Genomic DNA, 23,603 nt, shown 5'->3' with positions numbered 1-23,603 from the left:
TGTTCACCGGTCTCACAAATATTTCCCAGGTCTACCCGCGCTCGGAGGGTTAAATGCCGTCTGAACTGGGGGAGTTGGGATTCGCCTTGAGCGCCGCCGCTTCCTTGTCCGCGGGCACGCCCGGCGCCTTGCGGCCCGGCCGCTCGGGCAGCTGCCCGCCGATCGAGGTCAGCCAGCGCCAGGTGTCGGCCACCGTCTCGTCCACCGGCCGGCAGTTCAGCCCGGTGGCCAGCGCCCGCGACACGTCGCCGCGGTGCACACAGGACAGCTCGCCGTCCGGCGGCGCCCAGACCGGCAGCTCGGTCCACGGCTCGATCCCGGCCCCGGCGATCGTCTCCGGGTCGGTCCAGCGCAGCTCGGCAGCCGAACCGGTGACCTCCCGGCACCGCTCCAGCAGCTCGCCCATGGTGGTGTGACCCGGCGCGCTCGCCAGGTCGTAAGGCCCGCTCAGCCCCTTGTCCAGCGCGCCCAGCAGCCAGTCGGCCAGGTCGCGGGCGTCGACGTACTGGATCGGCATCTCGCGCGGCCCCGGGGCCAGCACCTCGCCGCCGCGCGCGATCCGGTTCAGCCAGTAGGGGAGGCGGCCCACGTTCTCGTAGGGGCCGAGGATCAGTCCGGCCCGGACCAGCAGGGCGCGGTCGGCGCCGAAGGTGTCCAGGACGGCCAGCTCGCCGCCCCGCTTGTCGGCCGCGTAGTCGGTGGCGTCCGCGTCGGCGGCGCCCTCCACCAGGGGGCCGTCCTCGGCGAGGCCGCCCAGGGTGGGCCACGGCCAGGTGTAGACGGAGCGGGTCGATATGTACGCGTACCGCTCGACGCGGTCCTTCAGCAGGCGGGCCGTCTTCAGCACCGTCTTCGGCGCGCCCGTCCAGGTGTCCAGGACGGCGTCCCAGTGGCCGTCGGCGGCGGCGAGCGCGGCCAGGCCCTCGGGTGAGGTGCGGTCTCCGTGCAACGACCGCACATTCGGCGGGGGTTGGCGGTTACCCCGGTTGAACGCGGTCACCTCCCAGCCCCGCTCCAGCGCGGCCTCCACCACGGCCCGGCCAACGAACTCGGTTCCGCCCAGCACAAGTAGTTTCATGCCGGGGATCTTGCCCCGAGCGGACACGGGCGGCACGCGCGTCCGCTCAGAGCTGATCCGTGCCGATCCGCTCAACCCGCCGTCGGCGGCGTGTACTTGTAGCCGACCCGGCGCACCGTCTGGATGGTGTGCCGGTGCTGGGCGCCCAGCTTGCGGCGCAGCCGGGCGATGTGGACGTCGACCGTACGGCCGTCGCCGACGTGGCCGTACCCCCACACCGTGGTGACCAGCTGGTCGCGGGTGTGCACCCGGTGCGGGTGCGCCACGAGATGGGCGAGCAGTTCGAACTCCAGGTAGGTCAGGTCGAGTTCACGGCCTTCCACGTGGGCGATCCGGCGTACGGCGTCGATCCGCACCGCCGGTTCCGGAGAGGGCTCGGCCGGGGCGGGGACGGCCACCGGGGCGAAGGGGGGCCGCTGGTCGGCGGGGACCAGGACCAGATAGCCGACCATCGGGGGACGGCCGGGAAGCTCGGGCAGGGTGTGCGGCGGGGCGGGCAGCCAGGTGGCGCCGGGCGGCAGGAAGTCCGCCACGGTCTGCGCGACGGCGGGGGAGGGCAGCTGCCACTCCTCGTCCCGGTCGACGGCGCGCAGCCGGTGCCGGGGGCCCGCGGCCGGGGCGGCGGGGCGGTCGGTGAGGGTGGTGGCGGTGGACTGAGGACGCTGGGTCGCCATGAGAGGTCAGCTCTTTCGCGCGAGGAGTGTCGTCGGGCGAGGCGGCGGCCGTGACTCGTGGTCGGGCGCGCGCCGGGGACGTTCGTCGTTCCGCGCTGGCCGGAGGCCGGGGAGTCCGTGAGACCGGTGGTGTCCGGTGCTCAGGGATCTACGGTGCTCAGAGGGCCCGCGCGTTCGCCGCGCGGCAACACACTCGGTCGAAGTCGTCATGCTGACGGGAAGGCCAGAACGGCTCCAGGTCATCACGACCCGTAGCTACGCAGTTCTGGAAGCCGACCATGCGCCCATTGAAGCAGACGCGGGCGCCGCGCAGGAGCGTTCTCTCACCCCTTGGACGCCTCCTTGACGCCTTCTTGGCCGAAACCCGCTGCTGGCCGGGGGTACGCCGAAGGGGCGCCCACCGGCTCGGCGGGCGCCCCTTCTCGGTATGTGGGATCAGACCTGGCCGGCCTTCTCCAGCGCGGAGCAGCAGGTGTCGACCATCAGGCAGGTCACCACGTAGGGGTCGACGTTGGCGTTGGGACGGCGGTCCTCGATGTAGCCCTTGCCGTCCTTCTCGACCTGCCACGGGATGCGGACCGAGGCGCCGCGGTCGGAGACGCCGTAGCTGTACTCGTTCCACGGGGCGGTCTCGTGCAGGCCGGTGAGGCGGTCGTCGATGCCCGCGCCGTAGTTCTTGACGTGGTCCAGCGGCTTGGAGCCCTCACCGAGCGACTCGCACGCGGTGATGATCGCGTCGTAACCCTCGCGCATGGCCTTGGTGGAGAAGTTGGTGTGCGCGCCCGCGCCGTTCCAGTCGCCCTTGACCGGCTTGGGGTCCAGGGTGGCGGAGATGCCGAAGTCCTCGGCGGTGCGGTACAGCAGCCAGCGGGCCACCCACAGCTGGTCGGAGACCTCCAGCGGGGCGAGCGGGCCGACCTGGAACTCCCACTGGCCGGGCATGACCTCGGCGTTGATGCCGGAGATGCCGAGACCGGCCTTCAGGCAGTTGTCCAGGTGGGCCTCGACGACGTCACGGCCGAAGATCTCGTCGGCGCCGACACCGCAGTAGTAGCCGCCCTGGGGGGCCGGGAATCCGTTCTCCGGGAAGCCGAGCGGACGGGTGCCGTCGAAGAAGGTGTACTCCTGCTCGATGCCGAAGATCGGCTCCTGGGCGCCGAAGCGCTCCTCGGCCTCGGCGAGCGCGGCACGGGTGTTGGACACGTGCGGCGTCATGTCGATGTCGAGGACCTCGCACAGCACCAGGATGTCGTCGCCGCCGCGGATCGGGTCCGGGCAGGTGAAGACCGGCCGGAGCACGCGGTCGGAGGCGTGGCCCTCGGCCTGGTTGGTGGAGGAGCCGTCGAAGCCCCAGATCGGCAGCGCGTCGAGACCGGCCGGGGTACCCGTGATGATCTTCGTCTTGGAACGGAGCTTGGCCGTCGGCTGGGTGCCGTCGATCCAGATGTACTCGGCCTTGAAGGTCACGGGGACACATCCTTCGGGGTGGTTCGGGTCGCACACGCGGTGCCGCCACGCCGCGGCACGGACGCCGCGTCGATATGTCCGGCAGCGTGCCAACAGGCGATTTCCCGATCATTGCCCGCATGTGAACCCCGTGTTACCTGGGGGTTCTGTGGTGCGACTCACCGCGGCCGGACATGACGGAGGCGGGGTCCGGAGGCGCCGCCTGTTCCTCCTGCGCGGGTGGGTGCGCAAGGCGGCGAGTCCTGGACCCCGCCCGTCGGTGCGGGGTGCGGGGTGTGGGAGACCGGGGAGCGGCCCGGAGCCGACGTGGAGTCGGTCCGGGCCGTCGTCTCACCGGTTTCCGTTCACCTCGTGGCGTCTCACCCCACCTTCTCGATCACGGCGCGGCGGATCAGGAACTTGCCCGGCTCCCGGACCTGCTCGAAGGCCGCGTTGTTGAGCAGGGCGCAACTGCCGGACACCGAGGCGACCTTGACGGTCGTGGACTTGTTGTTGTCCAGGTTGGTGACCTTCAGTGTGGTCCCGATCGGGAACTGGTTGCTGGACGCGGCCGGGGCGCCGCCCTCGCCGGAGAGCGTGACGGTGGAGCCGTTGCAGACCTGCTGGCCGGAGGCGGCGGCGCCACCACCGTTGCCCTGCGCGGGCGGGGCGCTCTGCGCGGGCGGGGCACTCTGCTGCCCGCCCGCCTGCTGCCCGGCACCTGCCTGCTGACCGCCACCGGCCTGCTGCCCGGCACCCTGCTGGCCCGCGCCCTGCTGGTTGCCCGCCTGGGAGTCCTGAGCCGACTCCCCAACGGTGCAACCAGCGGCCTGCTGCTGGACCTTGATCTGGGCGATGACCGCCTCACGGTTGGCGATCCGGGCCGACGACTGCGCGTCCGGGTTCGCCTTCTGGTCCGCGATGAACTTCTGGTTGTTGCCGAGGGCCGTGGCGAACCCCTGGCAGGCGGTCGAGTCCGCGGCGGACGACAGGGTCTTGGCGTCCTGCGGGGTCTGGGCGGCGTTCGACGTGGCCGCCAGCGCGAAGGCCCCACCGCCCGCCACCGCGGCGGCGCTGACGAACAGCGCGATCTTCTTCTTGGTGCCGAGACTTCTGCTGCGCGACATCGGCGCCTCCAGGGGGGTAGGGGAGCGTACGCCGCTATGTACGGGAGGCCCCGCCACCGTGTCTCAACGGTGACACGCGTCGAGCAAGTGACCTACGTCATACGGCGGTTGATTCGCACGCATGGAGGGCCGGCGTTGTTCGATTCTTGACGCCCCTCGCGTCACCCGTGTGGCAACACGTCAATATCCGCTGTCACCAGGGCATTCAATGCCTCTGTGCGCCCTCCCCGTTGTCAGTGCCCGACGGTAGACTGGGGGCAGTGTTCGAGAGTGTTCGCCGGGGTTTCCGGGCGGCCGCTCCGCTCGCCACAGGAGGTTGTCCGTGCCCGCTGCCGCTCTGAGGAACAAGCCGTCGCCGACCCAGTCCACCGCCAGGCGCCCCGTGCCGCTCGACTCGCCGTACACCCCCACCGCGAAGCGCCCGCTGCCCGCGGGCCGGCCGCGTGAGTGGTACGTCTCGCACAACCGGCGCCTGAAGGCCATGCGCCTCGCCATAGCCCTGCTCGACTCGGGCGTCTACCGCCCCTCCCAGGCCCGCGACGAGGCGATCCGCGCCACGGCCGACAAGCTCGGCGTCCACCCGCCCTCCGACACCACCTGCCGCATGGTCCGATCCCTGCTGCACTGAGCCCCCCCACCGGGCGCCTCCGCGGGGCGCCCGGTGCCGGGGCCGGTCAGTTCCCGTACCGGTCCAGCAGGCCCCGCACGTACGTCTCCAGCCGCCCGCCCAGCACCTCGGGGGTCAGGTCCGTTCGGCCCAACTCGCGCCAAGGAAGCGCCAGTTTGGCGGCATCAGGGGCGTATGCCAGGGCGTCCAGCAGGCACCAGTACAGGTGATCCGGGTCCGGCATGAGCCCATGGCCGCCCTCGCGTTCGTACCGGTCCCGGAAGGTCAGTCCCTCCTCGGGGCCGTGCAGCAGGGCCACGGCCGTCGAGCAATGGGCGACGTCGAGGTCGGCGGGGCCCCAGGAGGTCTCCACCCAGTCCACGACACCGCTGATCCGCAGTACGTCGCCCCCGCCGGTGTACAGCACATTGCCGGGGTGGTAGTCGCGGTGCAGGAACCGGCCCTCGTACGGTGGCGGGTCGCGCCGGATCAGCTCCACCGCCCGCTCCCACAGCGGCCCCTCCGGGGTGCGCGCACGCTCGGCCGAGGTCCACGCCTCGTAGGTGCGCGGCCGGTCCTCCGCTCGCGGGACGACCTCGTGGATGCGCACCAGTTGCGCGGCGAGCAGGTCGAGTCGTGGAGCCGGCTCCAGCCCGTCCACGCGCACGCTGCCCGGCAGCCGTGTCATCAGCAGGGACGGGTGGTCGCAATCGGCTGCCTCCGCGTCCACCGCGACCAGCCTCGGTGCCGGGACGTCCTGCCGCTCGGCCAGGAGTGTCAGCACCGTCGCCTCCCGCGCCAGCATCCGAGCGGCATGGCGTCGGAAGAAGGGCTTCACGAAGGTCCGCAGGACCAGGCCGGTGCCGTCGTCCAAGGGCAGCTCCCGCATCTGCGACGACCAACCACCGGTCAGCCGACGGGAGATGCGCACGGTGCGCTTCCCGGGCAGCACCTCGGCCAGCCAGCGCCTGGTCGCCGACCAGCCCCCGTCGTCCAGCCCCTTCAGCAGCTCGGCCGCCAACCTCCGCCCGTCCTCCGGATGGTCGCGGAACCAAAGCCCCAACTTGTGCTCAGCGTCCGGAAGTTCGAAGCGGGTGTACTGCGCCCGCGTGCACAGTGCCTCCTCGATCGCCTCCGTCACCTCCGCCGGGATGACCGTGTCCGTGCCCGGTACCACGAGGACCGCGCGGCCCTCGAAGGTGCGGAAGGCCGACAGGGCGGGGGAGTCCCGCCAACTGTCCTGCGTGCGGAGGATCTTGGTGAAGGTTCCCGTGCCGTCGTCGAACGGCTCGGCCCATGCCGCTGCCGCGAACACCCCCGGTGCGCCCAGGCCCACGGAGGTCACCCGGCACCCGTAGTGCCGGACCAGGTCCGCCACCGTCTGGCCGCTCATGCTGAAGCCGACCAGGATCAGCGGGCCGTCCCCCGCGTGGGCGTCGATCACCGCCACCGCCTGCTCGAAGCGGCGGCGCAGGCTCAGTTCGGACAGCTCGCCCGTGCTGTGGCCGTGGCCGGAGAAGTCGAAGGCCAGGGCGTGGCAGTCCTGGTCGGCGAAGGCCGAGAGGAGGGGCAGCAGGCGTTCCTTGCTGCCGGTGCCCGCGCCGTGCAGGAGTACGGCCGTGGCCCGGGCGGCCGGTGTGCCCGCCCGTACCGCGCTCAGCCGTTCGCCGTCGCATTCGTAGGTGAACTCGTCCAGCGGAAACAGGTGTTGAGGCATGGGTGACATTTACCCACAGTCACCGAACCCGGAAAAGGAGATGCACTCACAGTAGCCGCGCCGGTACGTTGAATCGCCAGGAGGTTCCGTCATGAGCGTTCTCATCGTCGCCGCCACCCTCACTCTGGCCGTTCTCGGTATCGGCAACCACCTCTACTGGCTCGCCGCCGTCGCGCTGCTCTGTCTGTACCTCAGAAGCGGCCGCGGCTCGCCACCACCACCCCCGCCGTCCGCCGGGCCGCCCCCGGAGACGTACCGCGCCTACCGTGACCGCCGTGACCGTCAGGCCAGGTGGGAGCGGCGCTACCGTCGGGAGCGTCCCCAGGAGGCGCGGCGGCAGCAGCGGGAGAAGAGCCGCTAGCCCGCCAGCCCGCCAGCCCGCCAGCCCACCAGCCCGTCAGCCCGTCATCCCCGGCGCGTCCCACAGCGGGAACCACCGGGAGGTGTCCTTCTCGATCCGCAGGTCCCCCTCCAGCGCCGACGCCACCTGAAGCTCCAGGGCGTTGTCCCGGCGCTGGAGGCCGGGGCGGGTGCACAGGGGATAGAAGGTGCCGCGCTTGTAGAGGTACACGAGGGCCAGCCGACGGTCGTCGTCCTGGTCCGCCCGCCGGAAAGCGGCGAGGGAGCACAGCAGTTGGGGGCCGAAGCCGTTGGCCTCCAGGGAGCTGTTCACCGCGTGGAGGTCGTTCACCAGCTCGGGGAGCTGCTCGGGGGAGCGGTGCGAGCTGAGCCAGGAGTAGCCGTAGTCGTCCTGGGTCAGCTCCACCGGAGGCCCGTCGCGCTCGGCGTCGGCGTCCAGCAGGTCCCGTATCTCCCGGTGCGTCTGCTCGAACGCGGCGCCCTCCACCGTGGCGAAGCACACCGCGCCCGCGCCGGTCGGGGTGAACCCGGCCGCCGCCTGGAGCGTGATCGCCGCCGAGGGCAGCGCGAAGAGCTGATCGAGATCGGGCGCCACCGGCTTCGTACGCCCCAGCAGGATGTCCAGCAGACCCAATGATCAGCCCGTCTTCTCGGGGGCGGCGGCCTCGCCCAGCTCCGCGGAGATCCGGCCCAGCTGAGCGAGCCGCTGCTCCAGGGGCGGATGCGTGGAGAAGATCCGCTCGATGCCCGGCTCCTTGCCGGTCGCCGGGGTGAAGTAGAACGCGTTGAACGCCTGCGCGGTGCGCAGATCCTTGGTCGGGATACGGGCGATCTCCCCGGACACCTTGGTCAGCGCCGACGCCAGCGCGGAAGGGCGGCCGGTCAGGTGTGCGGCCGCGCGGTCGGCGGCCAGCTCGCGGTAGCGGGACAGCGCCCGGATCAGCAGGAAGCTGATCGCGTACACGGCCGCCGAGACACCGATCACCGCGGCGAAGATCGCGGCGGTGTTCTGGTCGCGTCGGCCACCGCCGAAGAGCTGCGAGTAGAACATGAACCGGACGATCAGCCCCGCGATCACACCCAGGAACGACGCGATGGTGATCACGGCGACGTCCTTGTGCGCCACATGCGACAGCTCGTGCGCCAGCACACCCTCCAGCTCGGCCGGCTCCAGCCGCCGCAGCAGCCCGGTGGTCACACAGACCACCGCGTGATCGGGGTTGCGGCCGGTGGCGAACGCGTTCGGCATGTCCAGCTCGGAAACGGCGATCACCGGCTTGGGCATGTCCGCGATGGCGCACAGCCGGTCCACCACCGCGTGCAGCTCGGGATACTGCTCCCGCTCCACCACATGCCCGCGCATCGCGAACATGGCGATCTTGTCCGAGAACCAGAACTGCGCCACGAACATCACGGCCACCAGCACGGCGACCAGAATCCACGACTTCAGCAGCACGATCAGCGCGGCGACGAACGCCACGTACAGCAGTCCGAGCAGGAACATGGTGACCGTCATCCGCACGGTCAGCCGACGGTCACTGCGAAAACGGCTCTGCATCCCGCATCACCCCATACTCGACCTCTCCCCCTGCTTCCAGTGTGCACCCGCGGCAGCCCATGCCAGTGGCCGCGACCGGCAAAGGCTTACCCCGCTTCACCGGCCCACCGCTCCGGCCCGGTCGAGCAGCGCCGCGACCTCCGGGCTCCGCGACGCGCGTGGCTCCCGGTGCGCGACCCGCCGGACGGCATGCTCGGCCCACGTCCGCAGCCGTACGTCCGCGTCGGAGAGCAGCGGCACGGCCGTCCGGAGCCGGACGACATCACCGTGCGCGTCCAGCAGCCGCCATGCCGACACCCGCTCCCAGCGGGGCCGCCCGGCGTCCAGCCGGGACAGCAGCCACTCCTCGGGCAGCTCGCGGGCCGACGGCAGCAGGGCGAGCGTGACCTCGCCGACGACACCGGGCGCCGGATCGTCCAGCAGCGGCCGCAGCCGTCGTACGTCCGTCACGTCCAGCGCCCGCAGCCCGGCCACCGCCCGCGCCCGCACGCCCGGCGTTGGGTGCTCCAGCAGCGCCCACAGCAGGGGCGCGTCCGCGCGGTCACCGCACTCCGCGAGCCCGATCGCGGCACCGGGCTCCACGGCAGGGTCCGCGCAGCGCGCCCGGTACCAGGGCTGGGGGTCGGTGCCGTGCTGCCGCAGGACGTAGCGCGCACAGGCCCGCACCAGGGCCGAGCGGTCGGCCAGGAAGTCCACAGCTCGCTCCGGGTGCCCGAGCCGCCGCAGCGCGGTGACCCCGGCCGACCTGGCCTGCGGATTCCGGCCACCGAGCAGGACGTCCAGCGTCTCCGCGCCGAGACCTGCGGCCAGCGCGGCCTCGGCGCACCGGCCCTGGAGCACCGCGTCGTCGTCCTCGGCGGCCACACGGGCCAGCTCGACGGGGGAGAGGGTGCCCTCCTCGACGGCCATGCGGTACGCGTACCTGCGCACCGTGCGGTCGCCGGACACCAGCAGCGGGGCCAGCCGCTCGCGGGGCGCCCGGCGGAGTACGCCGTCGAGCAGGCCGAGGGCGTGGTCACCCCGGTCCCGGTCGGCGACGCGCAGGATCATGGGGGCGAGAGTCACGGCCGTCCCGGCGTCGAGGATCTCGGCGAGCAGCTCGCGGGCACGGGTACGTACGGGATCGGCCCAGTCGGCGCACCGCACGACGACCAGCGGGTACAGCTCCGGATGCCCGGCGACCTCGGCCAGCGCCCGGTGCCGGACCCGGCCGTCTCGGTGGCAGAGGGCGCGCGTGAACTCGTCGTCACCGAGGGGCTCGCCCGTGGCGAAGGCGGCGAGCAGCCCACGGCTGTCACCCGGCGAATCAGGCGTCCACCAGGCCCGCGCCCGCCAGTCCAGCTCCAGCCACTCCGCCGGTTCCCTGCCGTTAATAGCCCGACCTCATCTGCGCCCACCCCAGCAGCACGATCACCGCGGCCACGCACCCGAAGACCACGGCCGTCGACACCCAGGAGCCCCTGCGGGACCCCACCGGCGTCGGGTCGGCGCGGAACGGGACCGGGTCCGGGGGGTTCTCCTTCCAGCGGGCCGCGAGCATGCGGGCCCGCGCGGACGGCTCCTTCTGTTCGGCGGTGTCGGCCCAGCGGAGATCGAACTCCCGGTCCCAGTCGCCTTTTTCGGTCATGTCGCGCACACCCTTTCCCGTCCTGGGGACCACTCTCCCCCGAGAGTAGGAAGCACGGGCGGCGGAAAAGGTTGCAGGGGTCCGGGGCCCGGTGCGGCTCCGGATGCCGAGCGGGAGGTGCTCACCTAGCATCGGATGAGTGCCGCAGAGCGGGACGCGCAGAAGCGTCGTCCCGGCGAACGAAGGCGGCCAGCCCACCGACCGCGCCGGACTTCCCACTCCGAGTACGCGGCCATCCGAACCGTGCGGTCCCGGACCGCACGCGGGGTGGAAGGAAGGTACGTCCATGAACGCACAGCGCGCCAAGCGTCTCGTGGCGGCATCCGCCGCCGGACTTCTCCTGACAGCGGGCGGAGCCATCGCCACCGCCGGCACGGCCTCCGCGGCCACTCCCAGCAACGTCAACACGAACCGCGGCTGCGGCTGGTGGGGCAACTGTGGCTACGGCTACGGACCCGGCTACGGCTTCAACAACGGCTATGGCCCCGGCTACGGCTACAACAGCGGCAGCGTCGTGGTGATCGTCGTTCCTGGATGATCACGACGTTCCTGCGACAGAGGGCCGCCACCCCCGCCGGGGTGGCGGCCCTCCTCGTCACCCGGCGCTGCTCCCCGGCAGCTCCACCGTGATCCGCAGCCCGCCCGAGGAGCGCGGGGCGAGGGTCAGGGTGCCGCCGTGGGCGTGCGCGACGGTCTGGACGATCGCCAGACCGAGCCCGGCCCCCGCGTGGTCGGTGTGCACCCGCTCGGTGCCCCGCCGGAACGGCTCGGTGAGGGTCGCGGTCAGCTCGGGGGAGAGGCGCTCACCCGTGTTCTCGACGGTGAGCGTCACCGTGTCGTCGGACAGGGCGGCCGTACTGACCCACACACGGCCCCGACCAGGCACGTTATGGACGATCGCGTTGTGTACGAGGTTCATCGTGAGCTGGAGCAGCAGCGCCTCGGAGCCGGTCGTGGGCGTGATCCCGCCCGAGGTCTCCAGGGAGATGCCGTGCTTCTCGGCGAGCGGGAGCAGCGTCTCGGTGGCCTCCTCCGCCAAGAGCGACAGATCGATGTCCACCCGCTCGAAGGACCCCTGCTCGGCCCGGCTGACCAGGAGCAGCGCCTCGGTGAGGCCGATCGCGCGGGCGTTGACGGCGTGGAGACGGTCGAGGACTTCGGCGGTGTCGCGCTCCGGGTCGGTGCGGGCCACGTCCAGCAGGGCCCGGGAGATCGCCAGCGGGGTGCGCAGCTCGTGCGAGGCGTTGGCCGCGAAGCGCCGCTGCTCGGCGACGTGCGCGTCCAGCCGGGCCAGCATCGTGTCGAAGGCGTCGGCCAGCTCACGGAACTCGTCCCGCCGTCCCGGCAGCCGGATGCGGTGCGAGAGGGAGCCGTTCGTCGCCGCACGGGTCGCCTCCATGACGCGGGTCAGCGGCGCGAGTACGCGCCCCGCGAGGAACCACCCGCCCACCAGGCCGAACACCAGCAGGAACGCCAGTACCCCGGCCGCGCGCGGCGCGAAGACCCGCAGCAGGTTGGACCGGACCGGGAAGACGTCGTACCGGATCGGCGTGCCCGAGGGCACGATGAGCGCCCGCTCGGGCACGTACCGCAGCAGGAACAGCCACACCGCGGCGAGCAGCAGGGCGCCCGCGACCATGAGGAACCCGGCGTAGCTGAGGGTCAGCCGCAGCCGGACGCTCGGCCCCGGTGCCCTATCCACGCGTGCTCCCGGCGTCGATGCGGTACCCGACCCCCGGCACGGTGGCGATGAGCCACGGCTCGCCGAGCCGCTTGCGCAGGGCGGAGACGGTGATGCGTACGGCGTTGGTGAACGGGTCGGCGTTCGCGTCCCACGCCCGCTCCAGCAGTTCCTCCGCGCCGACCACCCCGCCCTCGGCGGCGACGAGCACCTCCAGCACCGCGAACTGCTTCCTGGTCAGCGCGACATGGCGCCCGTCCCGCTGGACCTCCCTGCGGAACGGGTCGACCCGCAGCCCCGCGATCTCCCTGACGGGCGGCCGGTGATGGGCCCGCCTGCGGTCCAACGCCCGCAGCCGGAGCACGAGTTCGCGGAGATCGAAGGGTTTGGTGAGGTAGTCGTCGGCGCCGAGCCCGAAGCCGGACGCCTTGTCATCCAGCCGGTCGGCCGCGGTGAGCATCAGGATCGGCATCCCGCTGCCCGAGGCGACGATCCACCGCGCCACCTCGTCGCCGGAGGGCCCAGGGATGTCCCGGTCGAGCACGGCGATGTCGTACGCGTTGATCCCCAGCAGCTCCAGCGCGGTGTCGCCGTCGCCCGCGATGTCCGCCGCGATCGCTTCGAGGCGCAGCCCGTCCCGGACGGCCTCCGCCAGATAGGGCTCGTCCTCGACGATCAGCACACGCATGCCGTCGAGGCTACGAGACCGTACCTATCGTCCGCGTATCGGAAACCGCATACGCCGCCGCAACACCGTGCCGCCTTGGCTGGCCCCATGATGCGAAACGCCCTCCGCGCCTGTTCCCGCCCGGAGCCCTGGAAGCGCGGCCCGCTGCTCACGGCGCTGGCGCTGCTGCTGGGCCTGCTCCTGTTGCTGCACGCGACGATCACGGACTTCGCGGGCCTGGGGAGCCTGGTGGAGAGCGTCCTGCCGTGGCTGGGCGTATTCATCCCCGTACTCCTGGCCGCCGCCCTCGGACGCCGCTCCCTCTCCGCGGCGACCGCGCTGCTGCTCCCGGCCGTGGTGTGGACGACCCTCTTCGGCGGCCTCCTCCCCGACAAGTCCCACCCGGGCGGCGACCTCACGGTGGCCGCCCACAACGTCGGCGCCGCCAACCCCGATCCGACCTCCACCGCCCGCACCCTGGCCGCCTCCGGCGCCGACCTCCTGGCCCTGGAGGAACTGACCCCGCAGGCGACCCCTGTGTACGAGAAGATGCTGGCCCGCACGTACCCCCACCACACGGTCCTGGGCACCGTCGGCCTGTGGAGCAAGCTCCCCCTCTCGGCCGCCCACCCGATCGACATCATGAACTACGGCCCCCTGGCCGCCACGAAGTCGGCCGCCGCGAAGCTCCCCGAGAACCGAGCCCTCCACACCACGGTGACCACCCCGGACGGCCCCCTGGCGGTCTACGTGGCCCACCTCGGCTCCGTCCGCCTCACCCCCCGCACCGGCTTCTGGACCACGAGCCGCAACATCGGCGCAGCCGCCCTGAGCCGGGCGATGGCCACCGAACGAAACCCCCACGTCCTCCTCCTGGCCGACCTGAACGGCACCTGGGACGACCGAGCCTTCACACCCCTCCGCACCCACCTCCACTCCACCCAGCAAACCTCCGGCACCGGCTTCGGCTTCACCTGGCCGGCCACCTTCCCGATGGCCCGCATCGACCAGATCCTGTACCGAGGGCTGGAGGCCAACCGCTCCTGGACCCTCCCCGAAACCGGAAGCGACCACCTGCCGGTGGCAGCGACGCTGACTTGGTCCCCGGAACACCGGCCAGGGGTTCGAGTTCATGGTGAGCGCTTGGGTTTTGGCGGCCCGCACGTGAAGATTCCTTGATCAACTGACGCCAGGGCGGGTGCCGTGGGACACGTCGGGCCGCACTCTCCCCGTATCAGGATCTCGCCTTGATCAACGCTGTCTTCCAGCACCACCTCACCTTCCTGGTCATCGCCATCGCGATGACCGCCGCGACGGGCTTGATCGTCCTTCTCCTGACCCGGCGCCGTACCACCGGCACTCAGGCCGCCCTGAACGGTCTCTGGGCGGCATCCGCTGCCGGACCGGCGATCCTGACGAGCTGGTCGGGCAGCGGAATACTCACCTACGAGTGCGCCGTGAACACCGATGTCGCCGGGGCCCTGCAGGGCACGCAGGGCCAGCTCAACCTCGTCCTGTTCATTCCGTACGGCCTGTTCGCCGCACTCGCCACCCGCCGTCCCCTGTTCGCCGCCGCCACCGGTGTGCTGTTCACGGCGGTGATCGAGACCGCGCAGGCCACCGTGCCGTTCATCAGCCGACTGTGCGACACCGACGACCTGGTCACGAACAGCCTCGGTGCCTGCGTCGGCGCCGCCCTGGGTGCCCTGGCCGCTCGCCGCCTGCCCGAGCGTGCCCCCACCGCCTCGCGGCCGCTCCGCACCGCCGCCCAGTTCGCATCGGTCCTCGGCCTGGTCACCCTCGTGTGGCTGGTGGCCATCAACCCGGTCCGGGTCCAGACGTCCTCGACCCAGGTGCCCACGGCCACCGCCGCCCAGACCGCGGCCATCCAGGAAGCGGGCACCGCCGCCTTCGCGTCCGCCTTCCGGCCGGAGAACGTCTTCTACATCGACAACGGCGACGGAACCGCCTCCGTGACCGCCTCCCTGCCCGGCGCCGGGTTCGCCGAACTGTCCTGGCCCGACCGCGAGAACTTCACCGCCCACTTCACCCCCACCGCCGACGGCGAAGGCGTCCACGCCTACCGCATCCCCGGCATCAGCCACCCGATCACCACCGCCGACCAGGCCAGGAAGATCGCCACGGCCTACGCCGCCCACTACGCCCCGTGGGCCGACCCCGGAGCCGAGATCACCGTCCATCCCGTCGACAGTCGGACCGGTGCCGGATGGATGACCCAGTGGCGGCGCCGGAAGGACGACGTCCTCATGCCGATGCGGCTCGACATCGCCATCGAACCGTCCGGCCGTCTCATCGACCTGATCGCCCGCGATGTCGCCGACCCCCACCTGCCCCCGGCGAACGTCGACGAGGCCAAGGCATGGCAGGTCTTCGACCGCCACTACCAGCTCGAAGCCGGTCAGGGCACTCGCGAGCAGCCCGTCCACCTCGCTCAGCGCCGGGACGGCCGGTGGCGCATCCACTGGCTGCTGTCGGTCCGCGACGGCGACACCCTGCGCACGGCCACGATCGACGCCACCGACGCCAGCGTCCACGACGCCACCAGCCGCCCGCTCACGGACGGCGTCCCGGCCCAGTGACCGTCACGCACGGCGAAGGCCGCCACCCCTGCTGGGATGGCGGCCCTCCGCGTCAAACAGCGACGATCACACGTCGTAGTACAGCTCGAACTCGTGCGGGTGCGGACGGAGCTGCAGCGGCGCGATCTCGTTCGTGCGCTTGTAGTCGATCCACGTCTCGATGAGGTCCGGGGTGAAGACGTCGCCCTGGAGGAGGAAGTCGTGGTCGGCCTCGAGGCGGTCGAGGACGGCCGGGAGAGAGGTCGGGACCTGGGCGACGCCGGCGTGCTCCTCGGGGGCCAGCTCGTAAAGGTCCTTGTCGATCGGCTCGGCGGGCTCGATCTTGTTCTTGATGCCGTCCAGGCCTGCCAGGAGCAGCGCCGAGAAGGCGAGGTACGGGTTGCCCGAGGAGTCCGGCGCGCGGAACTCGACGCGCTTGGCCTTCGGGTTGGAGCCCGTGATCGGGATACGCATCGCCGCGGAGCGGTTGCGCTGCGAGTACACCAGGTTGATCGGCGCCTCGAAGCCCGGCACCAGACGGTGGTACGAGTTCACCGTCGGGTTGGTGAAGGCCAGCAGCGACGGGGCGTGCTTGAGGATGCCGCCGATGTAGTAGCGCGCCATGTCCGACAGGCCCGCGTAACCGGCCTCGTCGTAGAAGAGCGGGGCGCCGCCCGACCACAGCGACTGGTGGACGTGCATGCCCGAGCCGTTGTCACCGAAGATCGGCTTCGGCATGAAGGTCGCGGTCTTGCCGTTGCGCCAGGCCACGTTCTTCACGATGTACTTGAAGAGCTGGAGGTCGTCCGCGGCGGCGAGCAGCGTGTTGAACTTGTAGTTGATCTCGGCCTGGCCGGCCGTGCCCACCTCGTGGTGCTGGCGCTCGACCTGGAGGCCGTTCTTCTCCAGCTCCAGAGAGATCTCGGCACGCAGGTCGGCGAAGTGGTCGACCGGCGGGACCGGGAAGTAGCCGCCCTTGTAGCGGACCTTGTAACCCCGGTTGTCCTCGACCGCACCGGTGTTCCAGGCGCCCGCCTCGGAGTCGATGTGGTAGAACGCCTCGTTCTCGGCGGTCTTGAAGCGCACGCTGTCGAACACGTAGAACTCGGCCTCGGGGCCGAAGAACGCGGTGTCGGCGATGCCGGTGGACGCGAGGTACGCCTCCGCCTTCTTCGCCACGTTGCGCGGGTCACGGGAGTACTGCTCGCCCGTGATCGGGTCGTGGATGAAGAAGTTGATGTTCAGCGTCTTGTCGCGGCGGAACGGGTCCACCCGGGCCGTCGACAGGTCCGCGCGGAGCGCCATGTCGGACTCGTGGATGGCCTGGAAGCCGCGGATCGACGAGCCGTCGAAGGCCAGCTCCTCGTCCGGGTCGAACGCCTGGACGGGCACGGTGAAGTGCTGCATGACGCCCGGCAGGTCGCAGAACCTGACGTCGACGAACTTGACGTCCTCGTCCGCGATGAACTTCTTGGCCTCGTCGGCGTTCTGGAACATCCAGCTCCTCCTACTCCCGACCGTTCCCGCCGGGGTGGTAGATCGTCTCGTGCGGCCAGTGCGGTGGCACACGCTAGGTCCCGACCCTAGGGACGGGTGATTTCTCGGGCGTGACTCGTTTGTTTCGCAGAAGTTAACCAGCCACTCCTACAACGTAACTCCGACACACCCCTGCCCGTACTGCCCGAAACCAGGCGCAGTACCGTGGTGGCGTGGACAACAGGGAAGTGATGGGCTCGTGGCTCTCCGGGCCGCGGGCGGCCATGGAAGACGCGGGCGCCGACTTCGGGTACCGGGGCGAGCAGCTCGGGCTGCCGGAAAGCGGGCCGAACTCGATCGCCCGTCCGGGTCGGCGGCTCGGCGCGATCGCCGTGGACTGGGGGCTGTGCGTGCTGATCGCATACGGCCTGATCACCCACGGCAACTCCCCGGCCACCAGCAACTGGGCCCTGCTCGTCTTCTTCGTGATGGGCGTGCTCACCGTGGGTACCCTCGGCTCCACGCCGGGCAAGCGCCTCTTCGGGCTGCGCGTCGTCGCCCTGGAGACCGGCACCGTCAACCCGCTGCGCGCCCTGCTGCGCACCTTCCTGCTCTGCCTGGCGATCCCGGCGCTGGTCTGGGACCGCGACGGCCGCGGCCTCCACGACCGGCTCGCCAAGACCGTCGAGGTCAGGATCTAGCAGCCCGGGACAACGAGAAGGGGCGCCCGGAGAATCTCCGGGCGCCCCTTCTCATGTCGTCGGGATCAGCGGGACCTGCCGCCGCCGCCCTTCGGCATCCGCATGCCCTTCGGCATCGGACCCTTGGGGAGCGGCATGTTGCTCATCAGGTCGCCCAGCGCCCGCAGCCGGTCGTTGGTGACGGTCACCTGGGGGCCGGTCAGCACCCGGGGGTACTTCAGCATGGTCGTGCGCAGCTTCTTCAGCGGCACCTGGCCCTCGCCGTCGCCGACGATCACGTCGTGCACCGGGACGTCCGCGACGATGCGGTTCATCTTCTTCTTCTCGGCCGCCAGCAGGCTCTTCACCCGGTTCGGGTTGCCCTCGGCCACCAGCACGATGCCGGCCTTGCCGACCGCGCGGTGCACCACGTCCTGGCTGCGGTTCATCGCCACCGCGGGGGTGGTCGCCCAGCCCCGGCCGATGTTGTCCAGTACCGCGGCCGCCGCACCCGGCTGGCCCTCCATCTGCCCGAAGGCGGCCCGCTCGGCCCGGCGCCCGAACACGATCGCCGTCGCCAGCAGACCGAGCATCAGACCCAGGATGCCGCCGTAGACGGGGTGCCCGATCAGGAAGCCGATCACGAGGAGGACGGCGAAAATGCCGAGCCCGACAGCCGCGAGTACAAGACCGATCGTCTTGTCGGCCTTGCGGGTCATCTTGTACGTGAGAGCGATCTGCTTCAGTCGCCCTGCGCTCGCGGCGTCCGCCGCGGTTTCCTTCCTCGCCATGCCCACGAGTCTACGTGGCCCCCGGAGCACTCTCGACGGCGGTGCCCGGCGTGCGGCGGGGGTTACGGACGGGTGGCGGCGCGGTCGAGGAACTGCTCCGCCTCGACCCGGTCCTTGGCACGGCGGCGGTCCTCCAGGACGGAGGTCCAGGCGTTGCGGCGGGCGGTGCGCTGGCCGCCCTGCAGCAGCAGCGTCTCGACCGCGCGCAGGGCGACGGTGAAGGACGGGATGGCGGTGGCGCGGACGGGTGCGGCCTGCATGATCGAGGTCCCCCCTCGGTGCGGGTGGTGTACGGGGCGTGATTCCAGGGTCACTGATTGGTGTTACCAGCGCGTGACCGACCGGTCAAACGGTGGTGAAGCCTCGGCGCGGGTCCCGTACACGCCGACGCGGCCCCGCCGGGTGCCCTCATCAGCGAGGACGGGCGGGACCGCGTCGACTCGGCCATTACTGGCCGGTAGGAACTTGTGCGTGATTTCACACGACTTGCTCACACCGCCTGGGCGGCGATGTACGTACCACGCTTCTCGATCGCCATCTGGTAGAGGCGCCCGGCGCGGTAGGAGGAACGGACCAGCGGGCCCGACATCACACCGGAGAACCCGATCCGCTCGGCCTCCTCCTTCAGCTCCACGAACTCCTGCGGCTTCACCCAGCGCTCGACGGGGTGGTGGCGCACGGAGGGGCGCAGGTACTGGGTGATGGTGACCAGCTCGCAGCCCGCGTCGTGCAGCTGCTGGAGTGCCTCCACGACCTCCTCGGTGGTCTCGCCCATGCCGAGGATCAGGTTGGACTTGGTGACCAGGCCGAAGTCGCGGGCCTCGGTGATGACCTTCAGCGAGCGCTCGTAGCGGAAGCCGGGGCGGATGCGCTTGAAGATGCGCGGGACCGTCTCCACGTTGTGCGCGAAGACCTCCGGGCGGGACTCGAAGACCTCGGCGAGCTGCTCGGGCACCGCGTTGAAGTCGGGGGCCAGCAGCTCGACCTTGGTGCGGCCGGTCTCGCGGCCCGCGGTCTGGGCGTGGATCTGGCGCACGGTCTCGGCGTACAGCCAGGCGCCGCCGTCGGCCAGGTCGTCACGGGCGACGCCGGTGATCGTGGCGTAGTTGAGGTCCATGGTGACCACGGACTCGCCCACGCGGCGCGGCTCGTCCCGGTCCAGGGCCTCGGGCTTGCCGGTGTCGATCTGGCAGAAGTCACAGCGCCGGGTGCACTGGTCGCCACCGATGAGGAAGGTCGCCTCGCGGTCTTCCCAGCACTCGTAGATGTTCGGGCAGCCGGCCTCCTGGCACACCGTGTGCAGGCCCTCGCTCTTCACGAGGTTCTGCATCTTGGTGTACTCGGGGCCCATTTTCGCCCGCGTCTTGATCCACTCGGGCTTGCGCTCGATGGGGGTCTGGCTGTTACGGACCTCCAGGCGCAGCATCTTGCGTCCGTCGGGTGCGACTGCGGACACGACCGGCTCCCTGCTCGTTGCGAAGTTGAGTCTTCGATTCTTCGGCGTACACCAGAGTACGCCCGTGTACATCGGGTCCTACCGGGGGCGAAAACCTCGCGGACGCAGGCCGCATTCCCGGATCAGACCGTGGCGGGCTTCTCGATCACCCGGGGCGCGAGGACGGCCTCGGCCATGACGTCGCGCAAGTGGCGTTCGACCACCGGGACGACCTCCTCGATCGTGAGGTCCCGGCCCAGCTCGTTCGCCAGGGAGGCGACACCGGCGTCGCGGATGCCGCACGGGATGATGCGGTCGAACCAGCGGTTGTCCGGGTTCACATTGAGCGCGAAGCCGTGCATGGTGACGCCCTTGGCCACTCGGATGCCGATCGCGGCGATCTTGCGGTCCTCGCGGCGCTGGCCCGCGTTGGAGGGCGCGTACTCCGGGCCGTTCATCCTGGGGTCGAACTCCTCGTCCGCGATCCGGGGATCGAAGTCGAGGGAGAGACCGCCGAGGCGCTGCTCCACCGGGTCGCCCAGCACCCAGACACCGCTGCGGCCCTCGATACGGGTGGTCTCGACGCCGTACTCCGCGCAGGCGCGGATCAGGGCCTCCTCCAGGCGGCGGACATGGGCGATGACGTCCACCGGGCGGGGGAGCTTCTGGATGGGGTAGCCCACCAGCTGGCCCGGACCGTGCCAGGTGATCTTGCCGCCCCGGTCCACGTCGATCACCGGGGTGCCGTCCAGCGGGCGCTCGCTCGGCTCGGTGCGGCGGCCCGCCGTGTACACCGGGGGGTGCTCCAGCAGCAGCACGGTGTCGGAGATCTCGTCGGCGAACCGGGCGGCGTGCACCCGGCGCTGCTCGTCCCACGCCTCCTGGTAGTCGACGGCGTCCGCGCCGAACCCCATGTGGACGAACCGCAAGTCACTCACGGCAAGCGCCTCCCTCAGCCGGGCACCCCTGGTCGGGGCTGTCAGGCGCGTACGGCGCCCACGCCACTGTACGTCCGGACGGGTGACGTCAGCCGCGCGGGTAATCCTCACACGATCGGATGAATGCCTGGAGAACTCGGCGAGGGCATGCTCACTCTCCGCTACATTCGCGCCGTTCGTGAGGCCAAAAGGGCTGTTCACAGCCCGTCCCGGCACCTCAGTGGCCTGTCAGGCAGGAGACCGCACCGCACATGACGGACCGACCCGCGCAGCGCACCCCCAACCGCCAGCTCGCCACGCTCATCGCGGAGGCGGGGTTCTCCAACGCGGGTCTGGCCCGTCGCGTCGATCAGCTCGGCCTGGAACACGGGCTGGACCTCAGATACGACAAGACCTCCGTCACCCGCTGGCTGCGTGGACAGCAGCCGCGCGGGACCACTCCGGCGCTGATCGCCGAGGTGTTCACCCGCCGTCTCGGCCGTCGGCTCACCGCCCAGGACCTCGGTCTGGACGCCTGCGCGCCGGTGTACGCCGGGCTCGAGTTCGCGGGCACCCCCGAGGAGGCCGTGGACATCGTCAGCGGGCTGTGGCGCAAGGACTCCGGCAGTCATGCCGAGCTGCGCAAGATCGCGTTCACGCCCGCGGGGCTGGTCGTGCCCAGCCGGGACTGGCTGATCGGCAAGGCCGACGACCGGGTGGCCCGCGAACCGGCGGTCCGGGTACCGGCCCAGGCGCGGCCCGTCGAGGCCGGACCCGCACGCGCCCCCGCGCCCGCCGCCGAGCGGCCCTCCGGGCACCGGGTGACCGGCGGGGACCTCGCCGCGCTGCGCTCGGTGGGGGAGCTGTTCCGGGCGCTGGACGACCAGTACGGCGGCGGGCACGCCCGGCAGGCGCTGGTGCGCTACCTGGAGCACGAGTGCGAGCCGATGCTGCGCGGCAGCTACTCCGAGCAGACCGGCCGCAAGCTGTTCGGCGCCGCCGCCGACCTCACCCGGCTCGCCGGGTGGACCTCGTACGACATCGCCGCGCACGGGCTCGCCCAGCGGTACTTCGTGCAGGCCCTGCGGCTCGCCCAGGCGGCCGGGGACCGCGCCTACGGCTCCTACGTACTGGTCACCATGAGCCGCCAGGCCGTCTACCTCGGGCACGGGCGGGAGGCCGTGCAGCTCGCCCGGGTCGCCCAGCAGGGGATCGGCACCGGCGCGCCCCCGGTCGTGCAGGCCCTGTTGCACGCGGCGGAGGCGCGGGCGCACGCCGTCCTCGCGGAGGCGCGCGCGTGCACCGGCGCGCTGGTACGCGCCGAACGCGCCCTGGAGACGGCCCGGCCCGGCGACGACGTGCCGCACTGGGCGCGGTTCTTCGACGAGGCGCAGCTCGCCGACGAACTCGGCCACTGCCACCGGGACCTGCACCAGTTCCGGGCGGCCGCCCAGCACGCGGAGCGCTCGCTGCGGCTGCGCTCCGCCGCCCACGCCCGCAGTCGGCTGTTCTCCCGCGTGGTGCTGGCCACCGCCCGGCTCGGCCTCGGCGACCTCGACCAGGCGTGCGCCCTCGCCGCCGAGGCCGCCGGGCAGGCCGCCGAGATGCGCTCGGTCCGGGCCGTGGAGTACATCCGCGACTTCGAGCGCCGCCTGGAGCCCTACCGCGACGCGCCCCCGGCACGTGGGTACCGGGAGCGGGTGGCGGCGCTGGGGTAGCGGGCGCCCGGTCCGGGGGCGCCCGCTGGGGGGGGGGCGCCCTACGCCGCCCGTGGCATCGACGCGGGCGGGTCCGCCAGGTGCATCGAGGTGGTGGCCCCCAGGTCGGTCAGGACGGCCGTGGCGGCCCGGGTGGCCGAGTGCAGGGCGCCCTGGAGGGTCCCGGTGTCGCGGTGGTCGCCGCACACATAGAGGCCCGCGAGGAGGCGTACCGGGCGATGGGGGTCGTACGCGGGGCGCATCGCCGGGACCGCGTCCGGGGTGTGGTGCACGGCCAGGGTTTCCCAACGGTTCGTGGGCGTGCCGTACAGCCGGGCCAGATGGGTGCGGACGGCGGAGTCCACGTCCTCGGGCGGGGTGCCGAGCACGGTCGAGGAGATCAGCGCGCGCCCGGCCGGGGCCCGGCCGGGGTCGACCTCGCTGAGCACCGCGGTGTGCGCGACCGGGCCGCCCCGGTCGGCGTCCAGCAGCAGCGAGGCGCCCGTGGCCCGCGCCGGTCCGGGGTCGTCGGTGGTGTGGTGGACGACGGTCACCGGATGGAAGTCCGGGACGCGCAGCCCCGGCAGCAGCTCGGCGGCCGCGCGGGCGTCCGTGGCCAGCAGCACCGCGCGACAGCGCAGCACGCCGTGCTCGGCGGTGGTCACCGAGGTGGTGGAGACCGAGGTGACCCGCACCCCGGTGCGCACCGTGCCGGGCGGCAGGGCGCGCGCCAGCAGCTCGGGCAGCGCCGCCGCGCCGCCCGCGGGCACGCTCAGCCGTCCTCCGGCGAACGCCCGCAGGGCCAGGTCGGCGGCCCGGCTGGAGGTGGTCAGCTCCGGGTCGCACAGCAGCGCGGCGAGCAGCGGGCGCAGGAAGCCGTCGACGGTACGGGCGGGAATCCCGCGCGCGGCCAGGGCGTCGGCGGCGGCCTGCTCGGGGCGGGCCAGCAGCCGGTCCACCGGGGTGGCGGCGATCCGGGCCAGCGCGGCGTTCAGCCGGGCCTGGTCCCAGGCCCCGCCGACCGGTGTCCCGGTCCGGCCGGGCAGCACGGCGACCGGACCCCTGGGGGCGCTCGCCAGGGCGCGCGCCACATGGAGTGCGCCCCTTGCGCCCCCTACGGGTGCCGGAGCGCCCGCGCGGTGCGTGCGGCCGTCCCGGTGCAGCAGCACGCCGGGCGCGAACTGCCGCAGGGCGAGCGGCGCCAGGCCCGGCGCGGTGCGCAGCTCGGTGCCGGATGTGGTCAGTGGCCGTCCGACACGGTCGAGACGGAAGCCGTCGACCTGCTCGGTCGACATGCGGCCGCCGACCTCCGGGGCGGCCTCCAGGACTGCGGTCGTCACTCCTGCGCTGGTCAGCCGATGGGCCGCCGCGAGTCCGGCGACCCCGGCTCCCACGACGACGACGTCCACCTGGTACGCGGGCTCAAGCACGAGGCCCCTCCTGTGGTTGCGCGGCCGGTGGAGAGGTCATGCCCTCAACTGGCCCG

Annotated in this window: 23 protein-coding genes and 1 pseudogene; 7 read left to right on the top strand and 17 right to left on the bottom strand. The window is 71.8% G+C overall.

The window, feature by feature from the left end; translation table 11 throughout:
* Positions 1–49: 49 nt before the first annotated feature.
* The 4 genes from ACIPPM_RS09235 to ACIPPM_RS09220 form a co-directional block, all read right to left on the bottom strand.
* Complete coding sequence (locus ACIPPM_RS09235) at positions 50–1,078, bottom strand: NAD-dependent epimerase/dehydratase family protein (protein ID WP_401444984.1); 1,029 nt, start codon at positions 1,076–1,078, stop codon at positions 50–52.
* 71 nt (positions 1,079–1,149) lie between these two features.
* On the bottom strand, positions 1,150–1,752 hold the full coding sequence (locus tag ACIPPM_RS09230) for a winged helix-turn-helix domain-containing protein (protein ID WP_401444982.1): 603 nt from the start codon (positions 1,750–1,752) through the stop codon (positions 1,150–1,152).
* A gap of 435 nt (positions 1,753–2,187) precedes the next feature.
* Positions 2,188–3,219: a glutamine synthetase gene (gene glnII / locus ACIPPM_RS09225; RefSeq protein ID WP_401444980.1), complete on the bottom strand. Its 1,032-nt coding sequence runs from the start codon at positions 3,217–3,219 to the stop codon at positions 2,188–2,190.
* A 359-nt stretch (positions 3,220–3,578) separates the two neighbouring features.
* Positions 3,579–4,325, bottom strand: coding sequence for a hypothetical protein (locus ACIPPM_RS09220; RefSeq protein WP_401444978.1), 747 nt, complete (start codon positions 4,323–4,325; stop codon positions 3,579–3,581).
* A 322-nt stretch (positions 4,326–4,647) separates the two neighbouring features.
* On the opposite strand from ACIPPM_RS09220, the gene ACIPPM_RS09215 reads away from it, so the two are divergent.
* The gene (locus tag ACIPPM_RS09215) at positions 4,648–4,953 is read left to right on the top strand and encodes a hypothetical protein (RefSeq protein ID WP_401444976.1); all 306 of its coding nucleotides are present in this window, start codon (positions 4,648–4,650) and stop codon (positions 4,951–4,953) included.
* 46 nt (positions 4,954–4,999) lie between these two features.
* Here the strand turns inward: ACIPPM_RS09215 and ACIPPM_RS09210 are convergent, their stop codons facing one another.
* Positions 5,000–6,649, bottom strand: coding sequence for an alpha/beta fold hydrolase (locus ACIPPM_RS09210; protein WP_401444974.1), 1,650 nt, complete (start codon positions 6,647–6,649; stop codon positions 5,000–5,002).
* Between the two features lie 91 nt (positions 6,650–6,740).
* Here ACIPPM_RS09210 and ACIPPM_RS09205 point away from each other — a divergent pair, with 91 nt between their 5' ends.
* On the top strand, positions 6,741–7,010 hold the full coding sequence (locus ACIPPM_RS09205) for a hypothetical protein (RefSeq protein WP_401444972.1): 270 nt from the start codon (positions 6,741–6,743) through the stop codon (positions 7,008–7,010).
* 36 nt (positions 7,011–7,046) lie between these two features.
* Here ACIPPM_RS09205 and ACIPPM_RS09200 read toward each other — a convergent pair whose 3' ends face one another.
* The 4 genes from ACIPPM_RS09200 to ACIPPM_RS09185 all read right to left on the bottom strand — a co-directional run bounded on the left by ACIPPM_RS09200 (position 7,047) and on the right by ACIPPM_RS09185 (position 10,194).
* A complete protein-coding gene (locus ACIPPM_RS09200; RefSeq protein WP_401444969.1) occupies positions 7,047–7,643 on the bottom strand; it encodes a hypothetical protein in 597 nt (198 codons plus the stop codon).
* Between the two features lie 3 nt (positions 7,644–7,646).
* Positions 7,647–8,567 carry a zinc metalloprotease HtpX gene (gene htpX, locus ACIPPM_RS09195; protein WP_164187584.1) on the bottom strand — a complete coding sequence of 307 codons (921 nt, stop codon included), beginning with the start codon at positions 8,565–8,567 and terminating at the stop codon, positions 7,647–7,649.
* 96 nt (positions 8,568–8,663) lie between these two features.
* On the bottom strand, positions 8,664–9,713 hold the full coding sequence (locus ACIPPM_RS09190) for a hypothetical protein (protein WP_401444967.1): 1,050 nt from the start codon (positions 9,711–9,713) through the stop codon (positions 8,664–8,666).
* A gap of 223 nt (positions 9,714–9,936) precedes the next feature.
* Positions 9,937–10,194 (bottom strand): hypothetical protein, encoded by a 258-nt coding sequence (locus ACIPPM_RS09185; protein ID WP_401444965.1) that lies wholly within the window; start codon positions 10,192–10,194, stop codon positions 9,937–9,939.
* Between the two features lie 286 nt (positions 10,195–10,480).
* Between ACIPPM_RS09185 and ACIPPM_RS09180 the strand changes: the two genes are divergently transcribed.
* Positions 10,481–10,732: a hypothetical protein gene (locus ACIPPM_RS09180; RefSeq protein WP_401444963.1), complete on the top strand. Its 252-nt coding sequence runs from the start codon at positions 10,481–10,483 to the stop codon at positions 10,730–10,732.
* A 57-nt stretch (positions 10,733–10,789) separates the two neighbouring features.
* Here the strand turns inward: ACIPPM_RS09180 and ACIPPM_RS09175 are convergent, their stop codons facing one another.
* Positions 10,790–11,896, bottom strand: coding sequence for a sensor histidine kinase (locus ACIPPM_RS09175; RefSeq protein WP_401444961.1), 1,107 nt, complete (start codon positions 11,894–11,896; stop codon positions 10,790–10,792).
* On the bottom strand, positions 11,889–12,563 hold the full coding sequence (locus ACIPPM_RS09170; RefSeq protein ID WP_401444959.1) for a response regulator transcription factor: 675 nt from the start codon (positions 12,561–12,563) through the stop codon (positions 11,889–11,891). The genes ACIPPM_RS09175 and ACIPPM_RS09170 overlap by 8 nt, the downstream gene beginning before the upstream one ends.
* Positions 12,564–12,653: 90 nt before the next feature.
* Here ACIPPM_RS09170 and ACIPPM_RS09165 point away from each other — a divergent pair.
* A pseudogene (locus ACIPPM_RS09165) lies at positions 12,654–13,643 on the top strand (endonuclease/exonuclease/phosphatase family protein); the annotation flags it as partial.
* A gap of 146 nt (positions 13,644–13,789) precedes the next feature.
* The gene (locus ACIPPM_RS09160; protein ID WP_401444957.1) at positions 13,790–15,142 is read left to right on the top strand and encodes a VanZ family protein; all 1,353 of its coding nucleotides are present in this window, start codon (positions 13,790–13,792) and stop codon (positions 15,140–15,142) included.
* A 66-nt stretch (positions 15,143–15,208) separates the two neighbouring features.
* On the opposite strand, the gene glnA is transcribed toward ACIPPM_RS09160, so the two are convergent.
* On the bottom strand, positions 15,209–16,618 hold the full coding sequence (gene glnA / locus ACIPPM_RS09155; protein WP_329010657.1) for a type I glutamate--ammonia ligase: 1,410 nt from the start codon (positions 16,616–16,618) through the stop codon (positions 15,209–15,211).
* 212 nt (positions 16,619–16,830) lie between these two features.
* Here glnA and ACIPPM_RS09150 point away from each other — a divergent pair, with 212 nt between their 5' ends.
* Positions 16,831–17,298, top strand: a complete 468-nt coding sequence (locus tag ACIPPM_RS09150; protein ID WP_401444955.1) for an RDD family protein — start codon at positions 16,831–16,833, stop codon at positions 17,296–17,298.
* A gap of 65 nt (positions 17,299–17,363) precedes the next feature.
* Here the strand turns inward: ACIPPM_RS09150 and ACIPPM_RS09145 are convergent, their stop codons facing one another.
* From ACIPPM_RS09145 to lipB, 4 genes are all read right to left on the bottom strand, one after another.
* Positions 17,364–18,068 (bottom strand): DUF4191 domain-containing protein, encoded by a 705-nt coding sequence (locus tag ACIPPM_RS09145; protein ID WP_401444953.1) that lies wholly within the window; start codon positions 18,066–18,068, stop codon positions 17,364–17,366.
* Positions 18,069–18,130: 62 nt separating this feature from the next.
* Positions 18,131–18,328: a hypothetical protein gene (locus tag ACIPPM_RS09140; protein ID WP_391763098.1), complete on the bottom strand. Its 198-nt coding sequence runs from the start codon at positions 18,326–18,328 to the stop codon at positions 18,131–18,133.
* A 230-nt stretch (positions 18,329–18,558) separates the two neighbouring features.
* Positions 18,559–19,524: a lipoyl synthase gene (gene lipA, locus ACIPPM_RS09135; RefSeq protein ID WP_401444950.1), complete on the bottom strand. Its 966-nt coding sequence runs from the start codon at positions 19,522–19,524 to the stop codon at positions 18,559–18,561.
* A 122-nt stretch (positions 19,525–19,646) separates the two neighbouring features.
* Positions 19,647–20,441, bottom strand: coding sequence for a lipoyl(octanoyl) transferase LipB (gene lipB / locus ACIPPM_RS09130; protein ID WP_401444948.1), 795 nt, complete (start codon positions 20,439–20,441; stop codon positions 19,647–19,649).
* A gap of 251 nt (positions 20,442–20,692) precedes the next feature.
* Between lipB and ACIPPM_RS09125 the strand changes: the two genes are divergently transcribed.
* Positions 20,693–22,138 carry a regulator gene (locus ACIPPM_RS09125; protein WP_401444945.1) on the top strand — a complete coding sequence of 482 codons (1,446 nt, stop codon included), beginning with the start codon at positions 20,693–20,695 and terminating at the stop codon, positions 22,136–22,138.
* A 41-nt stretch (positions 22,139–22,179) separates the two neighbouring features.
* On the opposite strand, the gene ACIPPM_RS09120 is transcribed toward ACIPPM_RS09125, so the two are convergent.
* On the bottom strand, positions 22,180–23,547 hold the full coding sequence (locus tag ACIPPM_RS09120; RefSeq protein ID WP_401444943.1) for an NAD(P)/FAD-dependent oxidoreductase: 1,368 nt from the start codon (positions 23,545–23,547) through the stop codon (positions 22,180–22,182).
* Positions 23,548–23,603 lie beyond the last annotated feature (56 nt).

This window comes from Streptomyces sp. NPDC090119 (assembly GCF_044747085.1).
GTDB lineage: Bacteria > Actinomycetota > Actinomycetes > Streptomycetales > Streptomycetaceae > Streptomyces.
Note: the sequence above shows the minus strand (reverse complement) of the source record. Positions and strands in the feature narration are given on the sequence as shown.